This window comes from Enterococcus sp. AZ188, assembly GCF_050544075.1.
GTDB classification, from domain to species: Bacteria; Bacillota; Bacilli; order Lactobacillales; family Enterococcaceae; genus Enterococcus_D; species Enterococcus_D entomosocium.
On the sequence record NZ_CP172943.1, the window covers coordinates 3520345 to 3545078 of the forward strand.

Below are 24734 nucleotides of genomic sequence, written 5' to 3' on the forward strand. Positions count from 1 at the left end.
AGGATAGAACATGCAATGAAAATTAGAGGAGGAAACATTATGCAAACAATCACACTCAATAATGGTGTCACCATGCCGCAACTAGGATTTGGCGTTTATCAAATTCCTTTGGAAGAAACAGCAGAAGCTGTTTACCAAGCAATCAAAGCTGGGTATCGACTGATCGACACTGCTTCTATTTATGGAAATGAAACAGAAACAGGCGAGGGAATCAAGCGCGCCATCACTGAAGGTCTAGTCACTCGAGAAGAACTTTTTGTTACCTCTAAATTATTTATTCTCCAAGCTTCCGAAGATAAAGCGAAAGAAACGATTGAACATTCGCTTGAAACAATGGGATTAACTTATCTTGATCTCTACCTTATTCACCAACCATATGGAGATATTTATGGTGCTTGGCGCTCAATGGTTGCTGCTCAAAAAACAGGAAAATTACGTGCAATTGGCGTTTCAAATTTCAAATCAGCTAAGATGATCGAGTTTGTCGGCTTGAATGAGGTGAAACCTCAAATCAATCAAATCGAAGTGAACCCTTGGAATCAACGAGCGGAAGATCAGGAATGGCATGAAAAATATGACGTCCAAGTTGAAGCTTGGGCTCCCTTTGCAGAAGGACGCCATGACCTATTTACCAATCCGACATTAGCAGAAATTGGCAAGCAATATGGCAAAACGGTTGGTCAAGTTGTTCTTCGCTGGTTGATGCAAAGAGGGATTGTCGCTTTAGCAAAAACAGTTCGTCCAGAAAGGATGGCTGAAAACATTGCTATTTTTGACTTTGAGCTTTCCCAGGAAGACATTGAAAAAATAGCCGCTTTAGATAAAAAAGAGTCCGCATTCTTTGACCACGATGCCCCCCAACAAGTGGAATGGTTTATGGAGCGGATGCTAGATACTGAAAGCTAATAAGGAAAACAATACAAGTCCGCTCACATTGCAAAAGGAAGCGGACTTGTATTAGTTCTTACTGAATTGTATGTCGTCACTTTTCTTTGTCAGTATGACAATGTTCTTGGAAATAGGGCCAGTGAGTCATCTTTGAACAAGGAGTTGCTTTTCATATTTAGCAGTGGAACCTAAATGATGACCTAAAAAATGACGAAGGACAGACATTCGTAGATAAGAACTGTAGAAAACAACATGCCTAAGACGCTTATCTGGCCTCTCAAATTAGCTTCAGCCAATCAAACTTTAGAAGTTCTACGCACATTTCTACGGTACCATAGATTTATTTTACGCTTATGGCTATCGTCAAGAAATAGTAATCTTTAAATGAACATAACAGCTTCCAACACAGCACAAGGATAGACAACATGTAAGCAAGAGATTCCCCCAATTGTTCCTGCATAAAAAACCCATCTTTTCTATCTATTAATTGAAAATGATAAAAAGACCGATCAACGCAATCCCAAAAGTGATACCATCTAAAAAAAACCATTCTTTTTTACCATAAGACGCCTTGGTAGCAAAAAAACAACTTATTCCATAAAGAATAAATAGGATTCCTACTGCTATAGGAAACGTTAACCACTCTGTCCAGCCATTAATAAATAAAAGAAGAATCAATGGTAGAATATAAGACAATACATACCACTTTTTTAAATAGTGCGGCAACTTCTGGTAATTTGAATACATCTATTTATCCTCACAATTTGTTTGATATTGGTTGTTTGTTTACTTCAATTTTTTCTTATATGAGCAGTAAGTACCTTCGTTATAAAATGAGACATAATAAAGCTTAGGGCGATAATACCAAAAGTAATAGCAAAAGATAAAATCGTGTTCTCCAGTAAATTCGCAAATAAGGGCAGTTTAATATACAAATAACACCCAATTGCCGCAATGATACTCCCTACTGAATAAAAACAAAGCAACTCAGTTACTGTTTTTGAAGAATGAACGTTGCGATCAACTGATGAAAAGTCACCACTTTGAAAAGGTATTGGTGATCCGCTTTGTGATAGATCTGATTTTGTATTCATTACGTTAAAGGAATTACTCGATAGATTATTAGTCAAACGTTGTTTTCTATTCTTTTCGTGATTGTTCATAGCTATTCAGACCTGCTTTCTTTACAAAAGTATTCATCACATACGTAATTTATTTTTAAAATAACAATAAACCAAATAACCACTCGAGCATACTAACAAAGGAAGTCCGACATAGAGCATACCAGTTCCTAATGGATAATTAATAGCAAGATCAAGTTGGATATTCTTAAGCTCTTCTTGGCTTATTGTGTCAAAATCTTGAATAGGAATCAAAATCGTTTGTAAAAAAAAGCCAACGACCGTGATAAAAAGACTGAAACAAAAAACGCCGAGTGCAAATTTTTTCATAAGAGACCTCTTTTCAGCATACACTTTATTGCTTTATCATCTTATTATACATATCAATCATTAAAAAAAGAAGCTTAAAATATTTTTACACATCACACTTGCAACAATTAACAAGGAAACCATCCTATAGAAGTCATTCCTTAGCTGGATAAAGGAGTCTCCTCACTAATAATCCTTCCATCAAACAACATAGGAAGTGTTTAATTTCCTTCATTCGACTTACTTGAAATCTGCCTCTATGAAGACTAGAAACACGTATCCAAATCACCGCTATCCACCGTATTTAGAGTATCGATGTGCTTTTTTAAGACAGTGCCGAAATGGTAGACCTTTTCTCCGAAAAAATCAGAGGAGATGCTAACAAAAATACCGCTAGCAGCAAACGAATCATCGTCCTTACCAACGGCATTTTATTAAAGACTTCTGTCCTGGATTCTCTAAAAAATCCACTTCATATTTTTAGTCAGGCACTGTTTTTATTGTAAAAAGAACTTTCTTTTCTTTAACGTAGTAAAGGTGCATTGCCATTCTTTTCTAACACATGTTTTGTGGCCCGTAGTAGAAAGACTCAGTACTTTTTAAACGGTTCTTTGTCTCGTAAATGAATATTCTCATGATTGTCTTCGATCATTTCAATCACTCTTGGTTCATTCGTAGCGTACGCTTACTTCAACAGAATTCATCATATATTCTAATACACTATCACTGATTTTTCGTAACAGCCGGATTCTCAAAGAATGATTTGTAGATGAAAAAAGCATTCAGAAAACAATGGGTCTCTGAATGCTTCATTCATCAATATAATAATCTAATGGATAACATAGTTAAAACTGAAATCAAGGTAAATCCATATTCGTTTTTCATAAAATCATCATCCATTCATAACTTAAAAAATAGTCATTCTTAGTAAGTGTTTATTTTCAAGAAAATTCATTCTCTTTACTTAGTAAGATAGAAAAAGACAACAACCATTATGACAACAAGTACCCAAAAATACCATTTTTCAGAGTTTTTTTTCTTCATATCTATTCTCCCTTTCTATTCATCTCAATTTTGAAAGAAACATAATAAGCAAAATATCGCCTTCTTGAAGGGCAATCGCTATCTGACTCCCTATCCGATTAATTCTCGGTTAACTCATCCCTAAATTTCAGGAATAGGTCTTTCGCTTGTCCTGTACTCATGTTTGTCAGGACTTTAATTTTCTTGACCATGCCAATATCATTTTCGTTTTTTGAAAGCATTTGTCGTGCCATTTCTTCTTTGATCTCTGCTTCTTCTTCCTTCGTTAAATTTCTGACTTCTTTCTTTTTACCAAATAACCCCATCCTGTTCTCCCCTTCTTATAAAATTTATGCGCTTTTCACACTAGCCAGACTGAGCATTCTTTTTATCTAAAATGCGTTTTTCTGTCCATGACTTGATTCCTATACTCTAATCTACCATTTCTGTCGAAACCGAGGAAATGGTTAGTTCTCTTTTTTATTTTTAGGGAAGATATAAAAATAAAACACGGAGCCAATGATGATCGCTGGCGGCACCGAGATGCTCAATAATTTTAAAGCAGTGTTTAAAAGCACACCAAATTTTTCTTGAATAGAAAGATTCATAATCGTGCTGAAGTCTTGATTGAACGAAGTAACGATCATCGTGACAAAAAAGAGCAAGCAAAAACTAATCACCCCATACTTGATACTTACTTTTAAATTCTCATTGTCTTTCTTAGTTTCTTCCAAAAGTAATGTTTCTAATGAGATATCCAATTCTTCGGCTATTTTGATCATATTTTTTTTGCTAGGGTAGGTAGCACCTAACTCCCATTTTGAGATTGTCTTGTCACTTACTTCTAATAATTCTGCTAGCATACTTTGCGTTAGCTTGTTTTTTTCTCTATATTCTTTCAGCTTCATTGCTAATATCGTTTCTTTCATATTGACCACTCCTCATCGATTTCTACCTTTCATTTTGACATAAAACCTACCATTTAACAGGAATTCTTGAAAAAGAGAGTAGAATAGAGGGGATTTTTAGCTACTTCTGGTGATTTACCTGAAATATACTACCGAATCTTTCCTTACAACAATAGTTGTTGTGCATTCTGATATCTTCTAAATACTATCAAACCAGAAATCATAAGCATCTGTAAATAATTAAAGGAGACGCAAAAACTTCCCAGTTTTTGCCCTCCCTCATTTCTCAAGAAAATATGTTAATAGAAGATTCTCTTCCTATCATTCACATTAAAACAAGCCAAAGTATTTTTTCACTTCAATATACACTAAAGGAAAAATGGATAAGCCGATTACCCATAGCCAGTCAACTGCACGAAGAGAGACAAAGCCAAAAATGGTTTGCGTGAATGGAATCGTTACTAACAAGATAATGATCAATGCACCTATGAAGGTTGTCATTACTAACAACGGATTGCTCAAAAAACGCAGCTTCAGGATAGATTCTTTACTTCTACAATTAAACATATGCACAATAGTTGATAATCCCAATACAATAAATGTCATTGTCTGCGAAACCTCTATCGATTCTAGACGTCCAATTAGAATCGCGCCTAATGTGACGCCTGTAAAAACAATTGAAATTTCTACAATTTTTACCAATAATCCTTGCGCAAAAATGCTCGTGTATTTAGCGATCGGGGCTTCCATCATTGCTTTTTTATCGACTGGTTCAATGCTAAGACTCATTCCTGGGATTCCATCTGCAACTACTTTTATGATTAACAATTGAACCGCTGTAACAGGTGCTCCCCACCCAACGAGCAAGGAAATTAAAACGATCGTCAGTGCAGAAATATTGCAACCAAGCATCGCGTATAATGATTTTCTGATATTGCTGTATACCCGTCGTCCTTCTTCAACCGCCTGAACAATCGTCGCAAAATTATCGTCTACTAAAACCATATCAGAAGCTTCCTTTGCTACTTCTGTGCCACCTCCCATTGCGATCCCTACATCAGCTGCTTTTAATGCAGGTGCATCATTGACACCATCGCCAGTCATAGCGACAATCTCATCATTTTTTTGAAATGCTTTTACGATTCGAATTTTATCTTCTGGGGAAGTACGGGCAAAGACTCGATAGTCATCAATCACATGGGCTAATTTTTCATCGCTCATTTCATGTAAATCCGCGCCGGTCATTGCTTTTTTCCCATCGGTGAGAATTCCTACATCTTCTGCGATTTTTTTTGCTGTTAGTAAGTGGTCCCCTGTGATCATTACGGTTTGAATCCCTGCTTGTTTTGCAATAGAAACAGCCATATAGCTTTCGGGCCGAGCTGGGTCGATAATCCCAACAAATCCTGCAAACTCTAACTGACTTTCAAGAATTTCTTCAGTAAGACGTGTAGGTTTTTCATCGTATCTTTTATAAGCAACGCCCAAAACACGGTATGCTTGATTGGCCAACTCATCATGCTTGTTCAAGTAGGCAGGGTTGTTCGCATCAATGAGATCCAAGCGATCAAAAGCCCCTTTTGTGACAGAAACATATTGGTCGTTTACTTTATATAAGACAGTCATCCTTTTTCGTTTTGAATCAAAGGGAACTTCATGAATCTGTTCAAAGGTTGAAGCGACTTTACCTAGTTCCTCTTTAGTGAAGAGCGATGCCAGTTTTTTTCTGATCGCCAACTCTGTTGGATTACTGGTTACTGTTGCATTTTCTTCCATCGAACTAGCAAGATAGAAGAGAAACAAGAGATTTTTTTCCTTCTCTTCTGTTATTTCTAAGCAGGAAGTCAGTCTATCCTTCATCATAATAACTTCTTTCACGATCATCTTATTTTCGGTAATTGTTCCAGTTTTATCTGAGCAGATGATTGAAACACCCCCAACGGTTTCTACTGTTGAAGGAGTCCTAACGATGGTTTTCTTCAGTGCCATATTCCTCATCCCAACAGCTAGAGAGATTGTTACTACGACTGGCAAAACCTCTGGAATAGCAGCAACAGCCATTGATATTGCAGTCATGATACTGGTCTCTAAAGACAATCCTTTGCTGATTCCTATAGCAATCGCTAGAAAGCCAGAGAGAATAGCGATTAGGCCTAGAACTTTCCCCAGTTTTTGCATTTTTATTTGTAGAGGTGCTATGGTTGTTTCTTCCTTGCTTAATAAGCTCGATATTTTACCAATTTCCGTATTCATTCCTGTCTTTTCAACTCGAACGTTTGCTTTTCCTGTGACTACTAATGAGCCAGAAAAAACCAAGTCTTTTCTGTCCCCTAAAGAATCTTCTTTAGAAGAAATATAGGTGGGATCTTTTTCACTTGGTTCACTTTCACCAGTTAGAAACGACTCATCAACAAAGAAATTACTACTCGTTAAAAGCTTAGCATCTGCTGGAATACGGTCCCCTAATGCCAACTGAACAATATCACCAGGAACAATGTTCAAACTTTCAATCTCTTTTAACACCCCATCTCTGAATACTTTACTCACGGGAACACTCATTTTATTTAATTCACTCATTGATTTTTCCGCATGTTTTTGCTGTCGAATCGACAAATATAGATTAAGAATGACAATTGAAAAGATGACTATTGGTTCCGTAAAATCATCAGGATGGTTTTGAAATGCAACGTAACTAGATAAGAGCGTTGCAACGATTAAAATCAAGATGGTAATATCCTTCATCGACTCTTTCAAATAGTCATAAAAATGCTTCTCGTCTGTGCTTTCTATGGAATTAAACCCATATTTTTCTAGCTTCATTTCTGCTTCTTTACTGGAAAGTCCCGACTGGTTAGGGCTCTTTCCTTTTTCTTTCAATTGTTCTTTTAACATCTGCCTATACCTCCTAAAACAAAAAAGAAGTCAGACAAACTAACCATAAAAGCCTAAGGTTAGTTTTTCTGACTTCAATAAGATTTATTCCGGCGAACAAATCTAATGTCATTATTTAAATTCCACCTAATTATTGCACATCCGAATATTTGGGTCAAGATTTTCACGATGACCGATCAATCAAAATGAGAGAATGGTATGCAAAATCGAGAAAAAGTACGTGTACATTCTGATCCTATAGACAAGAAGCTCGCCCTTACAAAATGATTTCAGGACTTTCTTTACTTAGCACATAATCATTACCTGCTACTTTAAAATACTCTTGAACCAACTGACTTAACTCTTTGATTGCTTCATTCGCCCGAGCCCGTTGCGTTTCATTGATCGATTCAATGAATAAAACAGCATTGGTGGTCGCTTCTGTTAGCATCGTACGTTGGGCTTCCCGCCAATTTAAGCATCGACAGATTGCACCTTTCTCATCATAGTAAATGACTTCCTTTTCCAAGGCTGGGGAATCAGTATCTGCACCTAAGGGAAAGAAAGATTCGCCACCTTTTGCAACGCCTAAATGAAGGTCGCCAACGATTGTATCGAGGTCTTCTCCGCCTAAAGGGACACCATATTTCAAGGAGATACTATTATAAATATCTACTAAAGGATTGATGGGAGAAAATTCTCTGTCTTGATTCACCCGTTTCAACAGTGCTTCGATGGAAGCGCGTACCCCTTTTTTCGTTTTAAATTGCTGAAAAGCACTTCGCCATTCTTGGATCACTTGGTTTTCACTGAAGGTGTCGGTCGTTAAGTAGCGCTTCGCTTGTTCTTTACTACTTTTTAGCAAGTCAGTAAAAAACGTTTCGTGTGCAGCATCGGCAACATTGTTTATATTTTTTACAACAAGGCAGTTGACTTGTGCTTCTGGAAATAGTGCCCAAAATTCTTGATCGATCATTATTTTCTTCACTTTCTCTACACTCCTATTTAGTTTATTTGAACAAATTCATGTCCTTTATTTTTCAGGCTCTCTGTTTATTCAGCAGCCAGCCGAGCTATATCCTTTTTAACAAAATATCAGCTACCTGTGCTTCCTACCCTAGGTAGCATGAATGTACATTCAATCAGATCCAATCTCCCCAGCGGCGTTATTCGTTTAATAGTCTCTTTTGATCCCATTCTTGACGTTGACCCAATCAACTTCTACCGAAGATTTTATTTTTTTCAGCATTTCCGCAAGATTTTTTCTTTCTAAAGCAGATAACTGTTGAATCGCTACTTTATTTGAATAGTTATTTTCTCTTATGATTAATTGAACCGCTTGTTTCCCTTTGGCGGTTGTGTATAAGTGTTTGATTTTTTTATTTTCTTTGTCTGACTCTTTTAGAATAAACCCATTTTCCTCTAACTTTTTTACCGCCCGGGACAAAGTCGTGCGATCAACTTTGATCCGTTCGGCTAATCGTTCAGGAATAATTCCTTCATTTTCAAATATACGAACTAAGTAAATGTATTGTCCTTTACTGAGTTGAACCTCTTTAAATTCAATATTAGCAATGGATTCCAACATTCTACTGATCGAACCTATCTCACGAAGTATATCCTCCACGAACTATCCCCTCCCTATCTAGCACTAGAATAGCCCATTATTGTTGCATATACAACAATAATGGGCTTGGTTTACTTTTTTGCTCACTCTTAGAAAATGAGTGCATGGCATAAGCTTGTCTCAAAAAAGCAGGAGAATACAGAGAAAAAATTCTGGCTCTATAATTTATGGGACTGATGAATCAGAATTGATTCTTCAGCCCCATTTTCATTTTAGGTATTAAAAAACATATCGTTCTCTAGTATGATTAAATCACCACAAAATAAACAACTGAGAGGACGATATGCTATATGAATGATTCTATCAAAAAAATGTTGAGAATAACAGAGAAAGATTTGATGATTACAGAGATCTCTTACGAGACCCTTCAGAAGAAAAAGACGTTGGTCGTCGATGCTGTTCTCTCGCCTACTCCTCGTGCTTGTAGAAGTTGTGGTTCTACTGTGGTAGATGGAAACGGGAAAACAATTATAGTGAAAAATGGGAAGAAGGAAACGATTGTCCGTTTTGAACAATACAATCATATGCCTTTGGTTATGCGCCTAAAAAAGCAGCGCTATACCTGTAAAAACTGCCGAACCCATTGGACTGCTCAAAGTTATTTTGTCCAACCCAGACATTCAATCGCAAATCATGTTAGATATAAAATTGCTTCTTTACTGACTGAAAAAGTATCTTTATCTTTTATTGCGAAAAGCTGTCAGGTATCTTTGACCACCGTTATTCGTACATTGAAAGAGTTTAAAAGCTATTTACCAAAGCAATCTAAGAAGATTCTCCCCAGAGTATTGATGGTTGATGAATTTCGTTCGCATGCTTCCATAGAAGATAAAATGAGCTTTATTTGCGCAGATGGCGAAACAGGAAAATTAATAGATGTTTTGCCTACGCGTAAATTACCTCGATTAACAAGCTATTTCTTAGGTTGTACCAATCCAGAAGAAGTAGAATTCTTGGTGACAGACATGAACGCCGCCTACTTCCAGCTCACCAAACGTGTTCTGCCAAATGCGAAAGTAGTGATTGATCGGTTTCATATTGTCAAACACATGAATCAAGCGTTCAATGAGTTGCGTATCCGTGAAATGAATGAACTTCGTAAAGCCGGACAGAAAAGCCAGGCAGAAAAACTGAAAAAGAACTGGCGCTTTTTGCTAAAAAATCGTGCAAACATCAACCATTATGAATACAAAACATGGAAAAGTTTCCGAGCACCAAAATACCCATTTCTTACTGAAGCAATGATGATTGATCGATTGCTTGAGTTTTCTACGCCCCTGAAGGAGGCGTATCCCTTTTTTCATGAATTAGTTGAAGCCTTTCGAGACAAAGACCCTGACTTATTTTTCTCCTTATTGACAGAACTTCCCGAAACGTTAGATGACAGCTTTCGGGAGAAGCTTCAAAACCTTCTGACCTATGAAGAAGGCATCACCAACGCAATGATCTATCCTTATTCCAATGGAAAAATAGAAGCGAAGAATACCCACATAAAGACAATGAAACGAGTATCCTACAGATTTAAATCATTCGAGAACATGAGAATTAGAATCTTTTTGATCAGTCAATTAATCAAAGTGAGATAACAAAAAATCTGAGCCAGAATGAGGTTCATTCTGACCCAGATTTGATTTTGCACAACTCATCAGTCCTTATTGACAAATAGCCATTTTTTCCCTTTAGGCCTCCTTCCACGTAAGTAATCTATTCATTTGTTAGGAGAATAGTTTTTTAAACAAAAAATGAGAACACTTAATAATCCACGTTATTAAGTGTTTTATTTATACAAAAATTAATATATGTCTAAATTTTTTTTTTCGTTTAGCTTATTTCTTTGGTTTTTCCTTCTCAAGAATTATAAGTTATTTTTTAGCGAGGCATTACCTTACGCTCCGAATTGTTATTATAAAGATAATAAACTTTTAAAATGTCTTCGGCTTTCCTATAAATCAGTTTTATATTTATTAATAATATTTGCAGAACAAAAATACCCGATTACGAATGATCGGGCTCAGAGAGTTAGAACGAAGCTTCTAAATTTCAGGGCCGGATAAGTCTAACTGCTTTAAGCAAATTGTACAAGAATAAAGTGTTTTTCCTTCAGGTCAATTACTGAAGAATTTTGATGCGAAAATGAGAGAGAATCAACGTTTTTTCTTTTGATACTAATGAGTAGTCTGACTATTAAAACTGTAGAAAGTGTCCTCTTGTTTCACTCATATCTCATTCCATTTGATTACTGATTTTTAATGTTTCTGTCCCTTTATATTAATTGTCCTAATAATCATAAATCTAATTTTTAATTGAACAATGATTTAGTTACGAGTTTATGTACACAAGAATAGAGCAATAAATTTCAATTATGGCATTTAAAAAGAGTGTTCAGGAAATCGTCATTTTCTGAACACTCCATATAATGAAAACTGAAAAAATCACTCAATCATTTTTGAGTGATTTTAATGGTGACCACATTTTTATAGTTTTTTCTTAATTTAGAAATCCATATCGAGATTATGTTAATTTGGGGAAGAATTAACACGCGCACTAATTTTTTATCGTTTCTTAATCGTTTTATAAATGCCGTATGCACAATATAAAATAAACAAGACGGGGATAACGACTAATGGCGTTTTTAGTAATAAATAAGGATCTAAAACACCATTGATTGTACCTTGTTTAACCAAAAGATAGTTACAGTAACTGATCAATTGTAATTGAAATAATAAAATGAATCCGATAAATAAACTATAAATGTATTGTTTCTCCATCTTTTTCTCCTTATAGGTTTTTAAATGAGTAATCCCAATGACTAAAGGTTTTTACAGTAGCGGTTCTAGCTGTCTTTGTTTTGACTCCACTTATATACTCACGCTGTACTACTTTTGTAGATTTGTACACTGGTCTAAAAATTATTTGTTGTCTTTTACCTGCGGGGATATTTATAGAATAAGATACTCCGTAAGTCTTTGATTGCCCAATTGTAATTCCCAACGATGCTCCGATTTTATCGGCACCAATTGGATAACTACCTGAAATCGAAGACGAAACAGATCTACTAGAAGTATTTGAGTTAGTGGCTGACAATGTTGCTTTTCCCTTTCCAGATGGTCCATTTCTCCATGCGCCATAAGATGTACCAGCTGATGTTTTCGATTCAATTCTCCACATTCTATATTGAGCTACTCTAGTATTTACTTGTATGCCTTCCGAGTACAAGTTTGTATCATTATCAAGATTAATTTCAGGAACGTTTAAGTACTCTGCTCCTTCGTCCGAAAAAATTGGTGCATTTTCGTCAGGAAGAATAAGTTCATTAGTTTCTTCCATTGTTTCTGCTTTAGCATAAGTTACTGCACCACCAAAAGCTGTAAATACAGTGGTTGCAACTATTGCTGTTAACATAGTTGTTACGATAGATTTTTTCATTTTGATCCCTCTTTCATTTTTTATACACTAAGTATCCTTGAAATATGAAAAAAATGAAAGAAACGAGAAGTTTACATCATCGGTTTACTACTAAAGGTAAACGAAAAGTTTACTTTTAGTAGTTACTATTACACCTTCAGAATTAAAATTGTCTTCACCATAGAATGGTACTACTCATTTAATAGTTTATCTCTTTCTTGAACTAATCCCTTTTCTTTATCAATCAGTGTCAGAAATATTTTATCAGAATACAGTTCTTCCTGAATTTTACCCCTAAATAGCAGAAATTCTTCCGCATAGTTTAATTTTTGCTGATTGACGCTTCTTCTTTCATTACAAACAGTAAGTAAATTTCGTTTTTTCATTCTTACTCCTACTGATTTTGACGTTATTCAATCTGTTCGATCGAAACTGATCCCCACCCCATATAATTTGCTAAGTGTCCGTATCCAGCATATAAATTTAACGCCAGTGCTAAAATGCTGATAAGCCAAATTAATTTATAGTATGAATTACAGCGCTTATTTCTGACAAATACGAACATACACACAATAATGCCCACTGGAAATATGAACGATGCTAGCGCTGAAAGACCAATTAAAACCAGACTTTCATCTTTTCCCAGCGTATTTCGTAAAAGTTGGAGCTTCTGTTTCTTGCTGGCAATATCTTCATTATTATGTTCAATTTTTTTCTTCAACTTTTCATTCTCATCGAGTAGCTCTCCAATAGAAACTTCATAAAGTTGGCTCAGTAGAATTAAGTTGTCGTAGTCAGGGTAGCCTCGGTCATTTTCCCATTTTGAAATAGATTGTCTTGAAACATTAAGCTTTTCAGCTACAAACACTTGTGAGAATCCTTTGTTTTCCCGATGTGACTTAAGTTTTTCCCCGAGTTCCATCATTAAATACACCTACTTATTATTTTACAACCAGTTTACCATTTGAAATAGTCGTCGTCACGCTCGCATTAGAAGTCATTGTTCCAATCTTGTGTTTGAAGTTACAGATAGCTCTTGATGAATTGCTACTCAAAGAACTTGAAGTAATACTCCCTTGATAAGTGGTCATATTTAAATTAGTTGCAGCTGTAAATTGTTTGTTCGAGTTGACAGTCACATTGTACGATACTAACCAATTACCCGTGCTTTTTTTCGAGACTTTGTATGTCCCTTTACCTACCCTAGTACCGGATGAAATATTTTCAATCATTAGTTCAATAGTTTCTCCCGAGTCATCTATATACGATGACTCGCTTCTAATAGTTGTTGAATCAAGGTCAAATACTAACTCCTCATTTTCGTGCGCAAGTCCCGTTGCTGGAAAAAAAAGAATACCTACTCCTAATATAAATAACGTAAATATTTTTTTCATTTCGTTCTCCTATTCTAAATTTTTCTCTTAGTATACATTGTAATAATGGTATTTATAAGTATCGTTCTATTTACACTACGTAAACTTCAGGTTTACATCCCTTCGTAAACCTGAAATGTAAACAGATTAGTCCTTTAAAGTAAATAGATATGTGTCATTATGAAAATGTAAATGGAAAAGGAGTGTGAATGATGAGAAAGAGAATATTTAAAAATAAAAAAACACCATTATTATTTGCCATACTTTCAACAGTTGCATTATCCATAATTATTTTTTTAGTTTTGCCCGGCCTCTTATTAACTAATCCTAAGTCCGAAGAAACTCAAACTATTGTTTTCGAAAACACCATAAGTTATGGATTACGTGATAGTAATGGTCAGATAGTTGATGTAGGTACACAAATAAACCAAAGTGGCTCATCTTCATTTTCAGGGGATCTTGAAATTATCCAAGATATGGAGGGACAATACCTTTATTACTTAAACATATTAAAGGACTTGCATGAAATTCCCTATGAAGTTAATGGAGAAGAAGTTACTTCGGCAAACATATTTTCATTGACCAATAAACAGAAAATAAATATAGACCTTTCAATAGACAATATTTCTGAGGGAAACGAACTAATGATTTTACTTTTTAAATATCCGAAATCGAACGACTCGATGACCTTAGAAAGAAGTTTAGAATACTCAGTTATGGGACTAAGATTCAATTTGACTAACAACAGTACCTATCCTCAGTCCATTAAATTTCTTAATGATAATGATACGAACGATTACAACGCCAGAATTTCAATGGTAAATGTTCAATCTTCAAATGAAGCGATCCTCGAACTTGAAAAAAGATCTAATGACAGTGTGGAGCTTCTTTTGGGACAAACTAGTAATGAGAACAGCAGACACTCAATTCTTCCCTTTATAAATGGCTCTCTCATAGAAAAAAATGAACTGCCTCCAAACACCGTGTATGAAATCTCTGATAATAAATTGTATAGGATTCCGATTAAAATTCCCGTCACAAAAAAAGAAAACAGTATTTTTCAATTAGTTGATGTTCTGTCGCCATATCAAATGGACGATGGGATATATTCTATTACTGAAATTGATTTCTCAAATCCTGTACTCATAAAAAATAGTAAGTAGGTGGAAAAATATGAAAAAAACAGCAAATCTCGTAAATAACTTAATTTTCGCATATTTCGTATATTGTATATACGTCATAATCTCGCCAATAGTTGTTCCGTTTATTTTCCAGTTATTGTTAGCAAAAGAGGTTCCTCTGGATACAGTAAATCACAGTTTCTCTTTCGTGAAAGCAGTATTATTTATTGTTTTCATCTTGAAGGGTAACTTTGAAAATAAAAAGAAAGAAGGTCATCACAATGAAAAAAGCACTATATAAAATGGGGGTACTGGGTCTCTTACCACTTACAACACTACCAGGTTTTGCATACGCCTCTGAAGAAGGTGGAAATATTCAAGAAGATCCAATTTTAGAAGAAATAGTCATCTCGAATAGTGATTCTAGCTCCATGACAGATGGGGTTTCACGGTCTTCCATCAAATGTACTACGACTGCTACAATCCATTACACACTCGCTCCAATAAGTGCAGCGTCCTCTGCAACTGGAGAAGCGGCTAAAATGATGGACAGTATCTTTGTACGATCACGGCTCTACAATTCAAACGGTGTACTGAAAAATGATAAGTCTTCTACTAAAACAAAAACAGCGTATAATTCTGTTAAAACAAATCATGCCCCAGTAAGTGTGTCAAAAAACTATACCTATGCAAATTCAACATTTAAGAAATCAGGTTATTCAACGGTCACTCATGAAGTTAGAGCGAATCAGTAAAGGAGAATCAATAATGAAAAGAAAAATTATACTTTTTACATTCTTGCTAAGCATCTTAGGATTCAATGTCTCGACGACAGCCCTTGCAAGCGAACAAGGAAATCTACTTGAAGTTGTTGACTCAAACGAAGCAACAATGTCGAATGCACTCACACGCTCTTCTATTTCAGTAAAAGGAAATCTATCAAAATCTAATCTAGTTTTTGTGGCTACTTCAACTGCTAGTCAAACACAAGATTCTATCTGGTCGAAATGTGAGTCTTATACATCTGGAAAAAAACTCATAAACAGCGATCAGAATACAGTAAAAAATAGCAAATATGGAAGCGCACAAGCAACGTTTGGTATACTGCACACTAGCCCTAAATCTTTAGGGTATCATCAGTTTAAAAAATCAGGCTACAACACTGTAACATTAACAACAAAATATAATTGGTAAAATGAGAATGCTTTTAATTCAATCACTGAATTAAAAGCATTTTTTGTGAGTATGGAAAATAAGAAATTCTATTTTCAAACTATATCTGTATAGTTACTTACAATAAAAAATAACCATCACTATGAGCAAGGTATCAAATACTATTAAGTATCTGACCACATCCAAGGTTTGTCCAAATACTCATAAATCTAAATTTTCATTGAACAATGATTTAGTTACGAGTTTATGAACACAAAAATAGAGTGACACATATAAATTATTGTATCTAAAAAGAGTGTCCAGAAATTCGTCACTTTCTTAACACTCTTTGTCGAAAAATTAAGAAGATCAAAAGCTATTAAATTTCTGCCCATCACATAGCTGTTAAAAAAATCATGAACTGAAATTCTTATAAACACCTTTTTTAATTGTTGTTTTTTGTATATCTTTTCAGATGTTTTGCTGTGTATGAATCTTCTAACGTTAATAAGTCTATTGGGTACCCTTGAAACAATACTTTACCTCCAAAGTTCCCCCCGCCAGGTCCCATTTCGATAAGCCATTGAGCCTGACTAATTATTTTGAGATTGTGCTCTAGAACAATCAATGTATTTCCTTTTTGCAAAAGTTTATTTAACAATAATAACAACTTGTCAATATCCGCCTCATGAAGGCCGGTAGATGGTTCATCTAATATTAGACAGTTAGAAGTATCTTGAGCAATTATTTTTGCTATCTTTAAACGCTGAAGTTCTCCACCAGAAAATGTATCTAGCGACTGCCCCAACTTCATATACTCTAGATGAACATCCATGAGAATTTGCATCGTTCTGATCAATAAGCGATCATCAAACAAATCTACTGCTTTTCGAACTGATAATTGTAAAATATCGTAAATAGTGAAACCATGCCATAAAATAGATAAGGCTTCATCGTTATATCTTTTTCCTCGGCATTTCTCACAAACTTGCTCTGCATCCCCCATAAAAGCCAAATCCATTTTTATCACTCCTTTGCCTTTGCACAGAGGACATGCTCCTTTACCGTTATAGCTGAAAAGAGAGGCACTTTTACCAGAACATTGCGCGTAGATGCTCCGAATTTTATCAAAGACATTTAGATACGTGAGAACATTTGAGCGAATGTTGCCATTTATCTGACTCTGGTCTAATATACTTGCTTCAGGATATTTTTTTTTAAAAAGATAGCGAATGAGTGTGCTCTTCCCAGAACCAGCGACTCCGGTTACAACCGTTAATGCTTGTTTTGGCAACACCACAGAAGCGTTTACAACATTGTGCAAACTAACCTCATTTAATTCGTAATAGGAAGAAAATTGTTGTCTTTGGGTATTAACGTTCAACTGATCTGCCAACGCTCTTCCAGTGATGGTGTTCGACTTCAGTAGTTCATCATAGGTTCCTTCAAAGGTGATTTTTCCACCGCTATCCCCGGATCCTGGACCGATCTCAATGATATGGTCTGCAATTTGTATAATATCCGGATCATGGTCAACAAGAACAACAGTATTTCCTTTATCTTTTAACCCCCTAATTATCTTTGCTATTTTTTGAATATCTTCTGGATGGAGTCCAATACTAGGCTCATCAAAAATGTATAGAATATCACTAAGTGCACTGTTAAGATGTTTAACCATTTTTATTCTTTGAGATTCTCCACCAGATAATGTTGCTGTTGGACGGTTAAGAAACAAATAGCCTAGGCCAACCTCCTCCAAACTCTGTAGTTTCTTACTTAAATCTTTCAAAATCACCTGAACAGCAGAAGAATGAATCTCTTTAATAAATTTGTTTAGTTCAGGAATAGGCATCCTCACACAGTCTGCGATCGATTTTCCATTTATCTTTGCAGAGCGAACGAGTTTACTTACTCTAGTGCCTTGACAATTGGGACATTCTTTCACTTGCAGAATGTGATTTAATGGTGCACTATATTGCGTGCTTTCTTTTTCGATAAAATTTTTGGTAATTCTGGGAATGATCCCTTCATAACGTGCAGTTTTTGGCCATTTATTCGTAGGATTACTTGGAGTGCTGCCGAGATCATTTAGTAAACGGTCCAATTCTTCTGCTAGGTAATCTTTAATTTTTTTATTGTTATCGAAATTACCAGATTCTGTATACCTAGACAGGCGCCATCCTCCCGGTTGAAAAGTAGGAAATTGAATAGCTCCCTCTGATAAAGATTTGTCAAAATCGATTAACTTATCGACATCAATCTCTTTGACCTCACCTAATCCCTTACAAACTTCACACATGCCCTTGGGATTATTAAACGAATAATTCATAGAATATCCAATAAAAGGGGTTGCAACCCTCGAGAATAGCAGCCTTAAACTTGAATATATATCTGTTACAGTTCCAACTGTGGAACGTGCATTTCCTCCTAGTTTCTTCTGATTAATCACAATAGACACTGGTAGATTTTCTATTTTATCAACGATTGGTTGAGAATAGTGAGGTAGTAGCTGTTGGATATAACTCGAATAGGTCTCGTTTAGTAATCGTTGGGATTCAGCTGCTAAGGTATCAAATACCAAAGAAGATTTTCCCGAGCCTGAAACACCTGTTACGACAGTTACTTGATACTTAGAAAGTTTCAAAGAAAGATTTTTTAAATTGTTTGTTTTAGCTCCTTCGATAGAAATGAGATCATTCATCATACCTCAGCCTTTCCGTTTTAAGCGCTTCTAAATATTTCTTTGCTAGTTCAGCGAACTGCTCTTTTTCCTTCCGATTAAAAACTGCATTTGCGATTTCAGATAAGTGCGTATGTCCATTATCAATAGTTGTTAATAAATGACTTCCCTCTATTGTCAAAAAAGTGAGTAGTTCTCGACCATCTGCATCATTGGGTTTCTGTTGAATATAATTCATTAATTTTAGCTCTTTTAACGCCTTTGAAAGTTTTGTCCTACTAATTCCTAGCAAAACACTCATTTTTGACGGGCGCATCTCAGTTTCAGAATTTAGAATATTTAAAATATCATATTGAAGCCAACTAATTGTTTTAGGATTTAGTCTGGTTCTTTCCGCCACCAATTCACATTGTAAGTTTACTAATACCTCTTCTAAATTATTCATTGAAAACTTCCCCTCAAATTGATTTCTATTTGGAAACTATATCATTTGGGAAATCAGATGTCAAATAGGTAGTCTATCCATCTGGCGCTTATCATTGTTGTGCGTTGATTCCTGCTTAGTCAAGCAGCCTCTTTCGTAGAAAAACGACAAGTTATTGGAATGGCTAAAAAGGAGTCATGATCCAATGAATTTCTGACACTGGAAAACTTAATTATCGGAAATTCATCGGCCCAAACTAAAAATAGAGTACTCAGAAAATAGATATTTCCAAGCACTCTATGTATTAAAATTCTTTCTTTCACTATCAAAGCAAATGATTTAACTCAAACGATCAATTTGAGCAGGACATGCGTACTTGAATTCATTTGTTCAACAGGTTTCCCTCGTTAACCATGGCTGCTTTTCTTAGTGTATGATTCTAAACTAAATTCAGTTTCTTCATAAGGAACATCTTCCGCATATATGCGATTGTATCGCTGCTTAAATTTTCGAAACCCAAACACCACTAACACTTTCACGATTGCATAAAGTGGTATACCGAAAATCAACCCAAACATGCCGAAAAGTTCACCCATTATCCATAGCACAAAAATAATTGTTACTGGATGGATCACCATATGTTTTCCCATGACCTGAGGTTCGATCAGCTCCCCATTTAATAATTGAACAACGATCCAGACAATGCACAACTGAATGAACATCGTAGGAGACGTCATGATTGCAATGATTGCACAAGGGAAAAAGGCGACAACCGGTCCGATATAAGGAACGATAGCTGTTGCGCCAACAAGAAATGCTAAGCTTCCAGAAAAAGGCATGTCGATAATTAAGAAGCCAATAAAAGTCAATGTTCCTATGATCACACAAACGACTAGTTGGCCCTTTAGATAGGCGCCCACCTGATTTTCCATTGTCCGAATGATTTCTTTGACTTCATGACGTAATCTAGGGGGGAAGATACCTAAAGAATACTCTACAAATTGACGGTCATTTTTCAATAAAAAGAACGTGATGATCGGCACTGTCAATAACAACAATAGGACATGGGTAATCGTTGAAAACACTTGTGAAGCACCGAAAATAATATTGCCCAGATATACGCCCACATTATTAGAAACTTGATTTATCCAATTCGCCAGAACCTCGAGTCCCTCATGATATGCTTGTTCATATCTAGTATTTTGTATAAAAGTTTCTATTACTCGTTCAGCTTCAATCAAATAATTTGGGAAGTTTTCGATCAATCGTTCAAATTGTTGGATAAGTAACGGCAGTGCGAGGGCAGTTGACAAGATGAAGGCAGCAGTAAGTGTGCATAATGTAATAATAATACTCAGTACTTTTGAAAGTCCTAGCCCTACCAAAAACTTTACAACTGGTTTAAGTACAAAATATAAAACGAGCGTCATAGTTAACGGAGGAAGAACCACCTGAAATACTTTAACTACTGGCTCAATCAAAAAGGTAAGATTTTTGAACAGCAATAGTGTTGCGCCACCTATAAACAGGACCGCTAAGATGTATAAGAGTGTAGCCCCACCCAACATTTGTATCACTTTATGTTTCTTTTTCATTTCTTCTCCCCGTTCTTTCATTATCTAAATCAATCTTCTTTTCTTGTAAAGATTAGCTCACCCCAAATGGACCTTTTCATTCACTAATCTCCCCCACTTGAGGATTCGATGCGATTTGAAATGAAGACAACTTTTATTTAATAATCTTACCATAATTAGTCATAAAAATACCTCTAAGCTATATCTCTAGCCTAGAGGTGTTTTTCAGATTGATTAATGAGCTATCTTCTCTATATTATTTGACAAACTCCCTTTATTATTTTAGTATTTTCAGAACTTTTTATAATCATTCACAATAAATAAATTTTAATTATCAATGAAAAATCAGCCTCCAAAAAAATTATACCGTTAGCTTAAATGAACATAATAAAAAGAGCCTAATCAAAAATGAAAAACAGGTGAAACATTAATGAATCAAGAACTTTAAAGTTTGCAATTCCTTAAATGAATTATTCTTATATTTAGCGACTCCTATTTTATCTAGACATAGATTTCATTGTAGGTTTCTATACACAATATCGAATAGTATTATTAGAAATTTGATTCAAAAAGAGTGTCCAGAAACGATCATTTTCTGAACACTCTTTCTTCCTCTTATCGATTACTTCTTTTACGTTTTTTAATTGCTACAAATACGAGTGTGACTAACAAAGCTCCGACACTACTTAAAATCAGTTGTCCTTTAATCTGTTGTCCAGTTTTTGGTAAATGATTATTTGAATTACCATTGTTCTTAGGATTATGCGCTTTAGTGTTATATACGTACACCACTTCTTGTCCTGTATCACTGAAGGTGCCTGAAGCATTATCTGGGGTTTCTACTACATACCACCCTGGGATCTCTTTGGCTTCGCTTGTATATGGTAACCCTACTTTTCCGCTTAATACCGTTGGGTCTGCCAACTGATTCCCTTCGGAATCTTGATATTTCACCGTGACTGGTGCTGCATCGCTGCGTTCGTACACGTACACCACTTCTTGCCCTGTATCACTGAAGGTGCCGGAAGCATTATCTGGGGTTTCTACTACATACCACCCTGGGATTTCTTTGGCTTCGCTTGTATATGGTAACCCTACTTTTCCGCTTAATACCGTTGGGTCTGCCAACTGATTCCCTTCGGAATCTTGATATTTCACCGTGACTGGTGCTGCATCGCTGCGTTCATATACGTACACCACTTCTTGCGCTGTGTCACTGAAGGTGCCTGAAGTATTTGTCGGTGTTTGTGCTACATACCACCCTGGGATCTCTTTGGCTTCGCTTGTATATGGTAACCCTACTTTTCCGCTTAATACCGTTGGGTCTGCCAACTGATTCCCTTCGGAATCTTGATATTTCACCGTGACTGGTGCTGCATCGCTGCGTTCATATACGTACACCACTTCTTGCGCTGTGTCGCTAAACGTGCCTGAAGTATTTGTCGGTGTTTGTGCTACATACCACCCTGAGATCTCTTTGGCTTCGCTTGTATATGGTAACCCTACTTTTCCGCTTAATACCGTTGGGTCTGCCAACTGATTTCCTTCGGAATCTTGATATTTCACTGTGACTGGTGCTGCATCGCTGCGTTCATATACGTACACCACTTCTTGCGCTGTGTCACTGAAGGTGCCGGAAGCATTATCTGGGGTTTCTACTACATACCACCCTGGGATCTCTTTGGCTTCGCTTGTATATGGTAACCCTACTTTTCCGCTTAATACCGTTGGATCTGCCAACTGATTCCCTTCGGAATCTTGATATTTCACCGTGACTGGTGCTGCATCGCTGCGTTCATATACGTACACCACTTCTTGCCCTGTATCACTGAAGGTGCCTGAAGCATTATCTGGGGTTTCTACCACGTACCAACTAGGGATCTCTTTGGCTTCACTTGTGTATGGTAACCCTACTTTTCCGCTTAATACCGTTGGATCTGCCAACTGATTCCCTTCGGAATCTTGATATTTCACCGTGACTGGTGCTGCATCGCTGCGTTCATATACGTACACCACTTCTTGCCCTGTATCACTGAAGGTGCCTGAAGCATTATCTGGGGTTTCTACCACGTACCAACTAGGGATCTCTTTGGCTTCACTTGTGTATGGTAACCCTACTTTTCCGCTTAATACCGTTGGGTCTGCCAACTGATTCCCTTCGGAATCTTGATATTTCACTGTGACTGGTGCTGCATCGCTGCGTTCATATACGTACACCACTTCTTGCGCTGTATCACTGAAGGTGCCGGAAGCATTATCTGGGGTTTCTACTACATACCACCCTGGGATTTCTTTGGCTTCGCTTGTATATGGTAACCCTACTTTTCCGCTTAATACCGTTGGGTCTGCCAACTGATTCCCTTCGGAATCTTGATATTTCACTGTGACTGGTGCTGCATCGCTGCGTTCATATACGTACACCACTTCTTGCGCTGTGTCACTGAAGGTGCCTGAAGCATTATCTGGGGTTTCTACTACATACCACCCTGGGATCTCTTTGGCTTCGATTGTATATGGTAACCCTACTTTTCCGCTTAATACCGTTGGGTCTGCCAACTGATTCCCTTCGGAATCTTGATATTTCACCGTGACTGGTGCTGCATCGCTGCGTTCATATACGTACACCACTTCTTGCGCTGTATCACTGAAGGTTCCCGTCGGATTACCTTGAACTTCTTTTATAGTATACCCGTCTATTTCTAACTTATACTCTGGCGTTGTTGCATCAAAAGATTCACCAATATTACCGCTAATTTTTTGAGAAGGCTTCAATTCATTCCCTTCAGTATCAATATAACTCACCGTAACATCTGCAGCGGCTTCTTGATGATTGATCGAAAATTGGTGCAAATAGGTTCCTGAAGAAATGGCGTAAAAACTATATCCATCTGGTTGAGCATAGGATCCGGCAGGATTATTCAGTCGTGCGTTATACTCCATTGTTTCGATACTTTCAAATTCACTTTGAGTAACCCCAGATACAGTAATCCCATCTTCTGTAATACTTAATCTTGAGGAGGGTACCTGTACACCATTCAAATCAAAGTACGTCTGACTAGTACTATTCGATTTTGTAAAAGGAGGCTGATATCCATCAAAATTTGTTAAACGATTAGGCATAATGGAAAATGGAACAAAAAATGATTGATTATCGGGATCGTAATTTAACTCTTTTGCAGATAATGAAGTAATCGCATCATTTCTTCCTGTGTTTTGGCCATAAGCAGCTAAGTTTGATAATTTGGGAAACTCATTTATCACAGTAAAATCTGTCACGCCACAGAACTGTATTCTTAATTCTGTTAGATTTGGTAATGCAACCAGAGGTGCAATTGTCGTAATATTCATATTGGACTCGAAACTTAGCGACTCTAGTCCTTTCATATTAACTATTTTTGAAAATACAGCATCGGTTACATTTGCGGAACTAAGATTTAATCTAGTTAAATTGGCACCAAAGTTTGGTACATTATCATCCGTTACATTAGCACCCATCAAATATACATAAACTAAGTTATTTAACGAAGTGAGAACGGAAAAGTCAGTAACCTGATTTTGGCCGCTCATATAAAATGATGATAGATTTGTTGCATATTCCAAGCCTGTCAAATCAGCAATAGCGGAATCTGCAGCGTAGATATAGAGAGTCTGAAGTTTGCTCATCTGTTCCTTCGTGATTTCGGACACATCTATACCTAAAGATTTAGCAACTACGGATTGTAGTGCTGGATCCGGAAGCCAAGCTGCAAAATCTTCTTGATCATTATTTACTGCGACCTCAGATGGATTTGCAGAACTTTGACTTGTCGTCTCATTTTCAACTTGGCTATTCCCCTGATCTTCGCCAGAATATTTTGCGTTGTTAGAAGAGCTTTGCGTTGTTGTTTCTTCCGTGGATTCATTATTATCTTCTGTCGAAGTATCAGAAGATTCACTTTGCGTTGTTGAAGAATCCAGCGTTGTAATCGAATTACTCATATTTTCAGATTCTTCATTAGTTGCTTGTGCTACACTTTCTTGTTGCTCATCTGATCGAACATTCACAATGGGAACAAAAAAAGAAGGTACTATTAAACTTGCCAAAGATATGTAGGAAAAAATTTTCTTTTTCATCTGCCAACTCCATCGTGGTATTTTTTTAACCACCTATTTTTATATCTCATCTATTGTAGTAATAATGTATTCTATAGTAAATACTTTTCAAGCAAGGACAGAGTTCCTTCAACCAAAAATAATCATTATTTTTATAAGATACTTG

The 24734-nt window shown here is 36.3% G+C and carries 19 protein-coding genes; 5 read left to right on the forward strand and 14 right to left on the reverse strand.

Annotation, left to right across the window (positions count from 1 at the left end):
* Positions 1 to 39 precede the first annotated feature (39 nt).
* The gene (locus tag IGI86_RS16275; protein ID WP_016612537.1) at positions 40 to 906 is read left to right on the forward strand and encodes an aldo/keto reductase; all 867 of its coding nucleotides are present in this window, start codon (positions 40 to 42) and stop codon (positions 904 to 906) included.
* Between the two features lie 1181 nt (positions 907 to 2087).
* Here IGI86_RS16275 and IGI86_RS16280 read toward each other — a convergent pair.
* From IGI86_RS16280 to IGI86_RS16305, 6 genes are all read right to left on the reverse strand, one after another.
* The gene (locus IGI86_RS16280) at positions 2088 to 2339 is read right to left on the reverse strand and encodes a hypothetical protein (protein WP_140966159.1); all 252 of its coding nucleotides are present in this window, start codon (positions 2337 to 2339) and stop codon (positions 2088 to 2090) included.
* A 1121-nt stretch (positions 2340 to 3460) separates the two neighbouring features.
* Positions 3461 to 3667: a hypothetical protein gene (locus IGI86_RS16285; protein WP_077454083.1), complete on the reverse strand. Its 207-nt coding sequence runs from the start codon at positions 3665 to 3667 to the stop codon at positions 3461 to 3463.
* A 141-nt stretch (positions 3668 to 3808) separates the two neighbouring features.
* Positions 3809 to 4270 (reverse strand): helix-turn-helix domain-containing protein, encoded by a 462-nt coding sequence (locus IGI86_RS16290; protein WP_096741904.1) that lies wholly within the window; start codon positions 4268 to 4270, stop codon positions 3809 to 3811.
* Between the two features lie 309 nt (positions 4271 to 4579).
* The gene (locus IGI86_RS16295) at positions 4580 to 7141 is read right to left on the reverse strand and encodes a cation-translocating P-type ATPase (RefSeq protein WP_430617549.1); all 2562 of its coding nucleotides are present in this window, start codon (positions 7139 to 7141) and stop codon (positions 4580 to 4582) included.
* Between the two features lie 256 nt (positions 7142 to 7397).
* Positions 7398 to 8096: a B3/B4 domain-containing protein gene (locus IGI86_RS16300; RefSeq protein ID WP_430617959.1), complete on the reverse strand. Its 699-nt coding sequence runs from the start codon at positions 8094 to 8096 to the stop codon at positions 7398 to 7400.
* A gap of 198 nt (positions 8097 to 8294) precedes the next feature.
* Positions 8295 to 8747 (reverse strand): MarR family winged helix-turn-helix transcriptional regulator, encoded by a 453-nt coding sequence (locus tag IGI86_RS16305; RefSeq protein ID WP_086332754.1) that lies wholly within the window; start codon positions 8745 to 8747, stop codon positions 8295 to 8297.
* 290 nt (positions 8748 to 9037) lie between these two features.
* Here IGI86_RS16305 and IGI86_RS16310 point away from each other — a divergent pair, with 290 nt between their 5' ends.
* Positions 9038 to 10333 (forward strand): ISL3-like element ISEfa11 family transposase, encoded by a 1296-nt coding sequence (locus IGI86_RS16310; protein WP_086332755.1) that lies wholly within the window; start codon positions 9038 to 9040, stop codon positions 10331 to 10333.
* 1192 nt (positions 10334 to 11525) lie between these two features.
* On the opposite strand, the gene IGI86_RS16315 is transcribed toward IGI86_RS16310, so the two are convergent.
* From IGI86_RS16315 to IGI86_RS16330, 4 genes are all read right to left on the reverse strand, one after another.
* On the reverse strand, positions 11526 to 12173 hold the full coding sequence (locus IGI86_RS16315; protein WP_086332757.1) for a hypothetical protein: 648 nt from the start codon (positions 12171 to 12173) through the stop codon (positions 11526 to 11528).
* A 170-nt stretch (positions 12174 to 12343) separates the two neighbouring features.
* On the reverse strand, positions 12344 to 12538 hold the full coding sequence (locus IGI86_RS16320) for a hypothetical protein (RefSeq protein WP_086332758.1): 195 nt from the start codon (positions 12536 to 12538) through the stop codon (positions 12344 to 12346).
* A gap of 23 nt (positions 12539 to 12561) precedes the next feature.
* Positions 12562 to 13077 (reverse strand): helix-turn-helix domain-containing protein, encoded by a 516-nt coding sequence (locus IGI86_RS16325; RefSeq protein ID WP_218568917.1) that lies wholly within the window; start codon positions 13075 to 13077, stop codon positions 12562 to 12564.
* A 16-nt stretch (positions 13078 to 13093) separates the two neighbouring features.
* A complete protein-coding gene (locus tag IGI86_RS16330) occupies positions 13094 to 13546 on the reverse strand; it encodes a DUF5626 family protein (RefSeq protein WP_086372435.1) in 453 nt (150 codons plus the stop codon).
* A gap of 191 nt (positions 13547 to 13737) precedes the next feature.
* Between IGI86_RS16330 and IGI86_RS16335 the strand changes: the two genes are divergently transcribed.
* From IGI86_RS16335 to IGI86_RS16345, 3 genes are all read left to right on the forward strand, one after another.
* Positions 13738 to 14688, forward strand: a complete 951-nt coding sequence (locus IGI86_RS16335; RefSeq protein WP_086332761.1) for a hypothetical protein — start codon at positions 13738 to 13740, stop codon at positions 14686 to 14688.
* A gap of 239 nt (positions 14689 to 14927) precedes the next feature.
* Positions 14928 to 15401 (forward strand): hypothetical protein, encoded by a 474-nt coding sequence (locus IGI86_RS16340; RefSeq protein WP_086298851.1) that lies wholly within the window; start codon positions 14928 to 14930, stop codon positions 15399 to 15401.
* 13 nt (positions 15402 to 15414) lie between these two features.
* On the forward strand, positions 15415 to 15840 hold the full coding sequence (locus tag IGI86_RS16345; RefSeq protein WP_086372436.1) for a hypothetical protein: 426 nt from the start codon (positions 15415 to 15417) through the stop codon (positions 15838 to 15840).
* Between the two features lie 403 nt (positions 15841 to 16243).
* Here IGI86_RS16345 and IGI86_RS16350 read toward each other — a convergent pair whose 3' ends face one another.
* The 4 genes from IGI86_RS16350 to IGI86_RS16365 form a co-directional block, all read right to left on the reverse strand.
* The gene (locus IGI86_RS16350; protein ID WP_086372947.1) at positions 16244 to 18499 is read right to left on the reverse strand and encodes an ATP-binding cassette domain-containing protein; all 2256 of its coding nucleotides are present in this window, start codon (positions 18497 to 18499) and stop codon (positions 16244 to 16246) included.
* Positions 18492 to 18923 carry a MarR family winged helix-turn-helix transcriptional regulator gene (locus tag IGI86_RS16355; protein ID WP_016612169.1) on the reverse strand — a complete coding sequence of 144 codons (432 nt, stop codon included), beginning with the start codon at positions 18921 to 18923 and terminating at the stop codon, positions 18492 to 18494. The genes IGI86_RS16350 and IGI86_RS16355 overlap by 8 nt, the downstream gene beginning before the upstream one ends.
* Before the next feature lie 386 nt (positions 18924 to 19309).
* Positions 19310 to 20518: an AI-2E family transporter gene (locus IGI86_RS16360; protein ID WP_016612170.1), complete on the reverse strand. Its 1209-nt coding sequence runs from the start codon at positions 20516 to 20518 to the stop codon at positions 19310 to 19312.
* A gap of 573 nt (positions 20519 to 21091) precedes the next feature.
* Positions 21092 to 24589 (reverse strand): MucBP domain-containing protein, encoded by a 3498-nt coding sequence (locus IGI86_RS16365; protein ID WP_430617550.1) that lies wholly within the window; start codon positions 24587 to 24589, stop codon positions 21092 to 21094.
* Positions 24590 to 24734 lie beyond the last annotated feature (145 nt).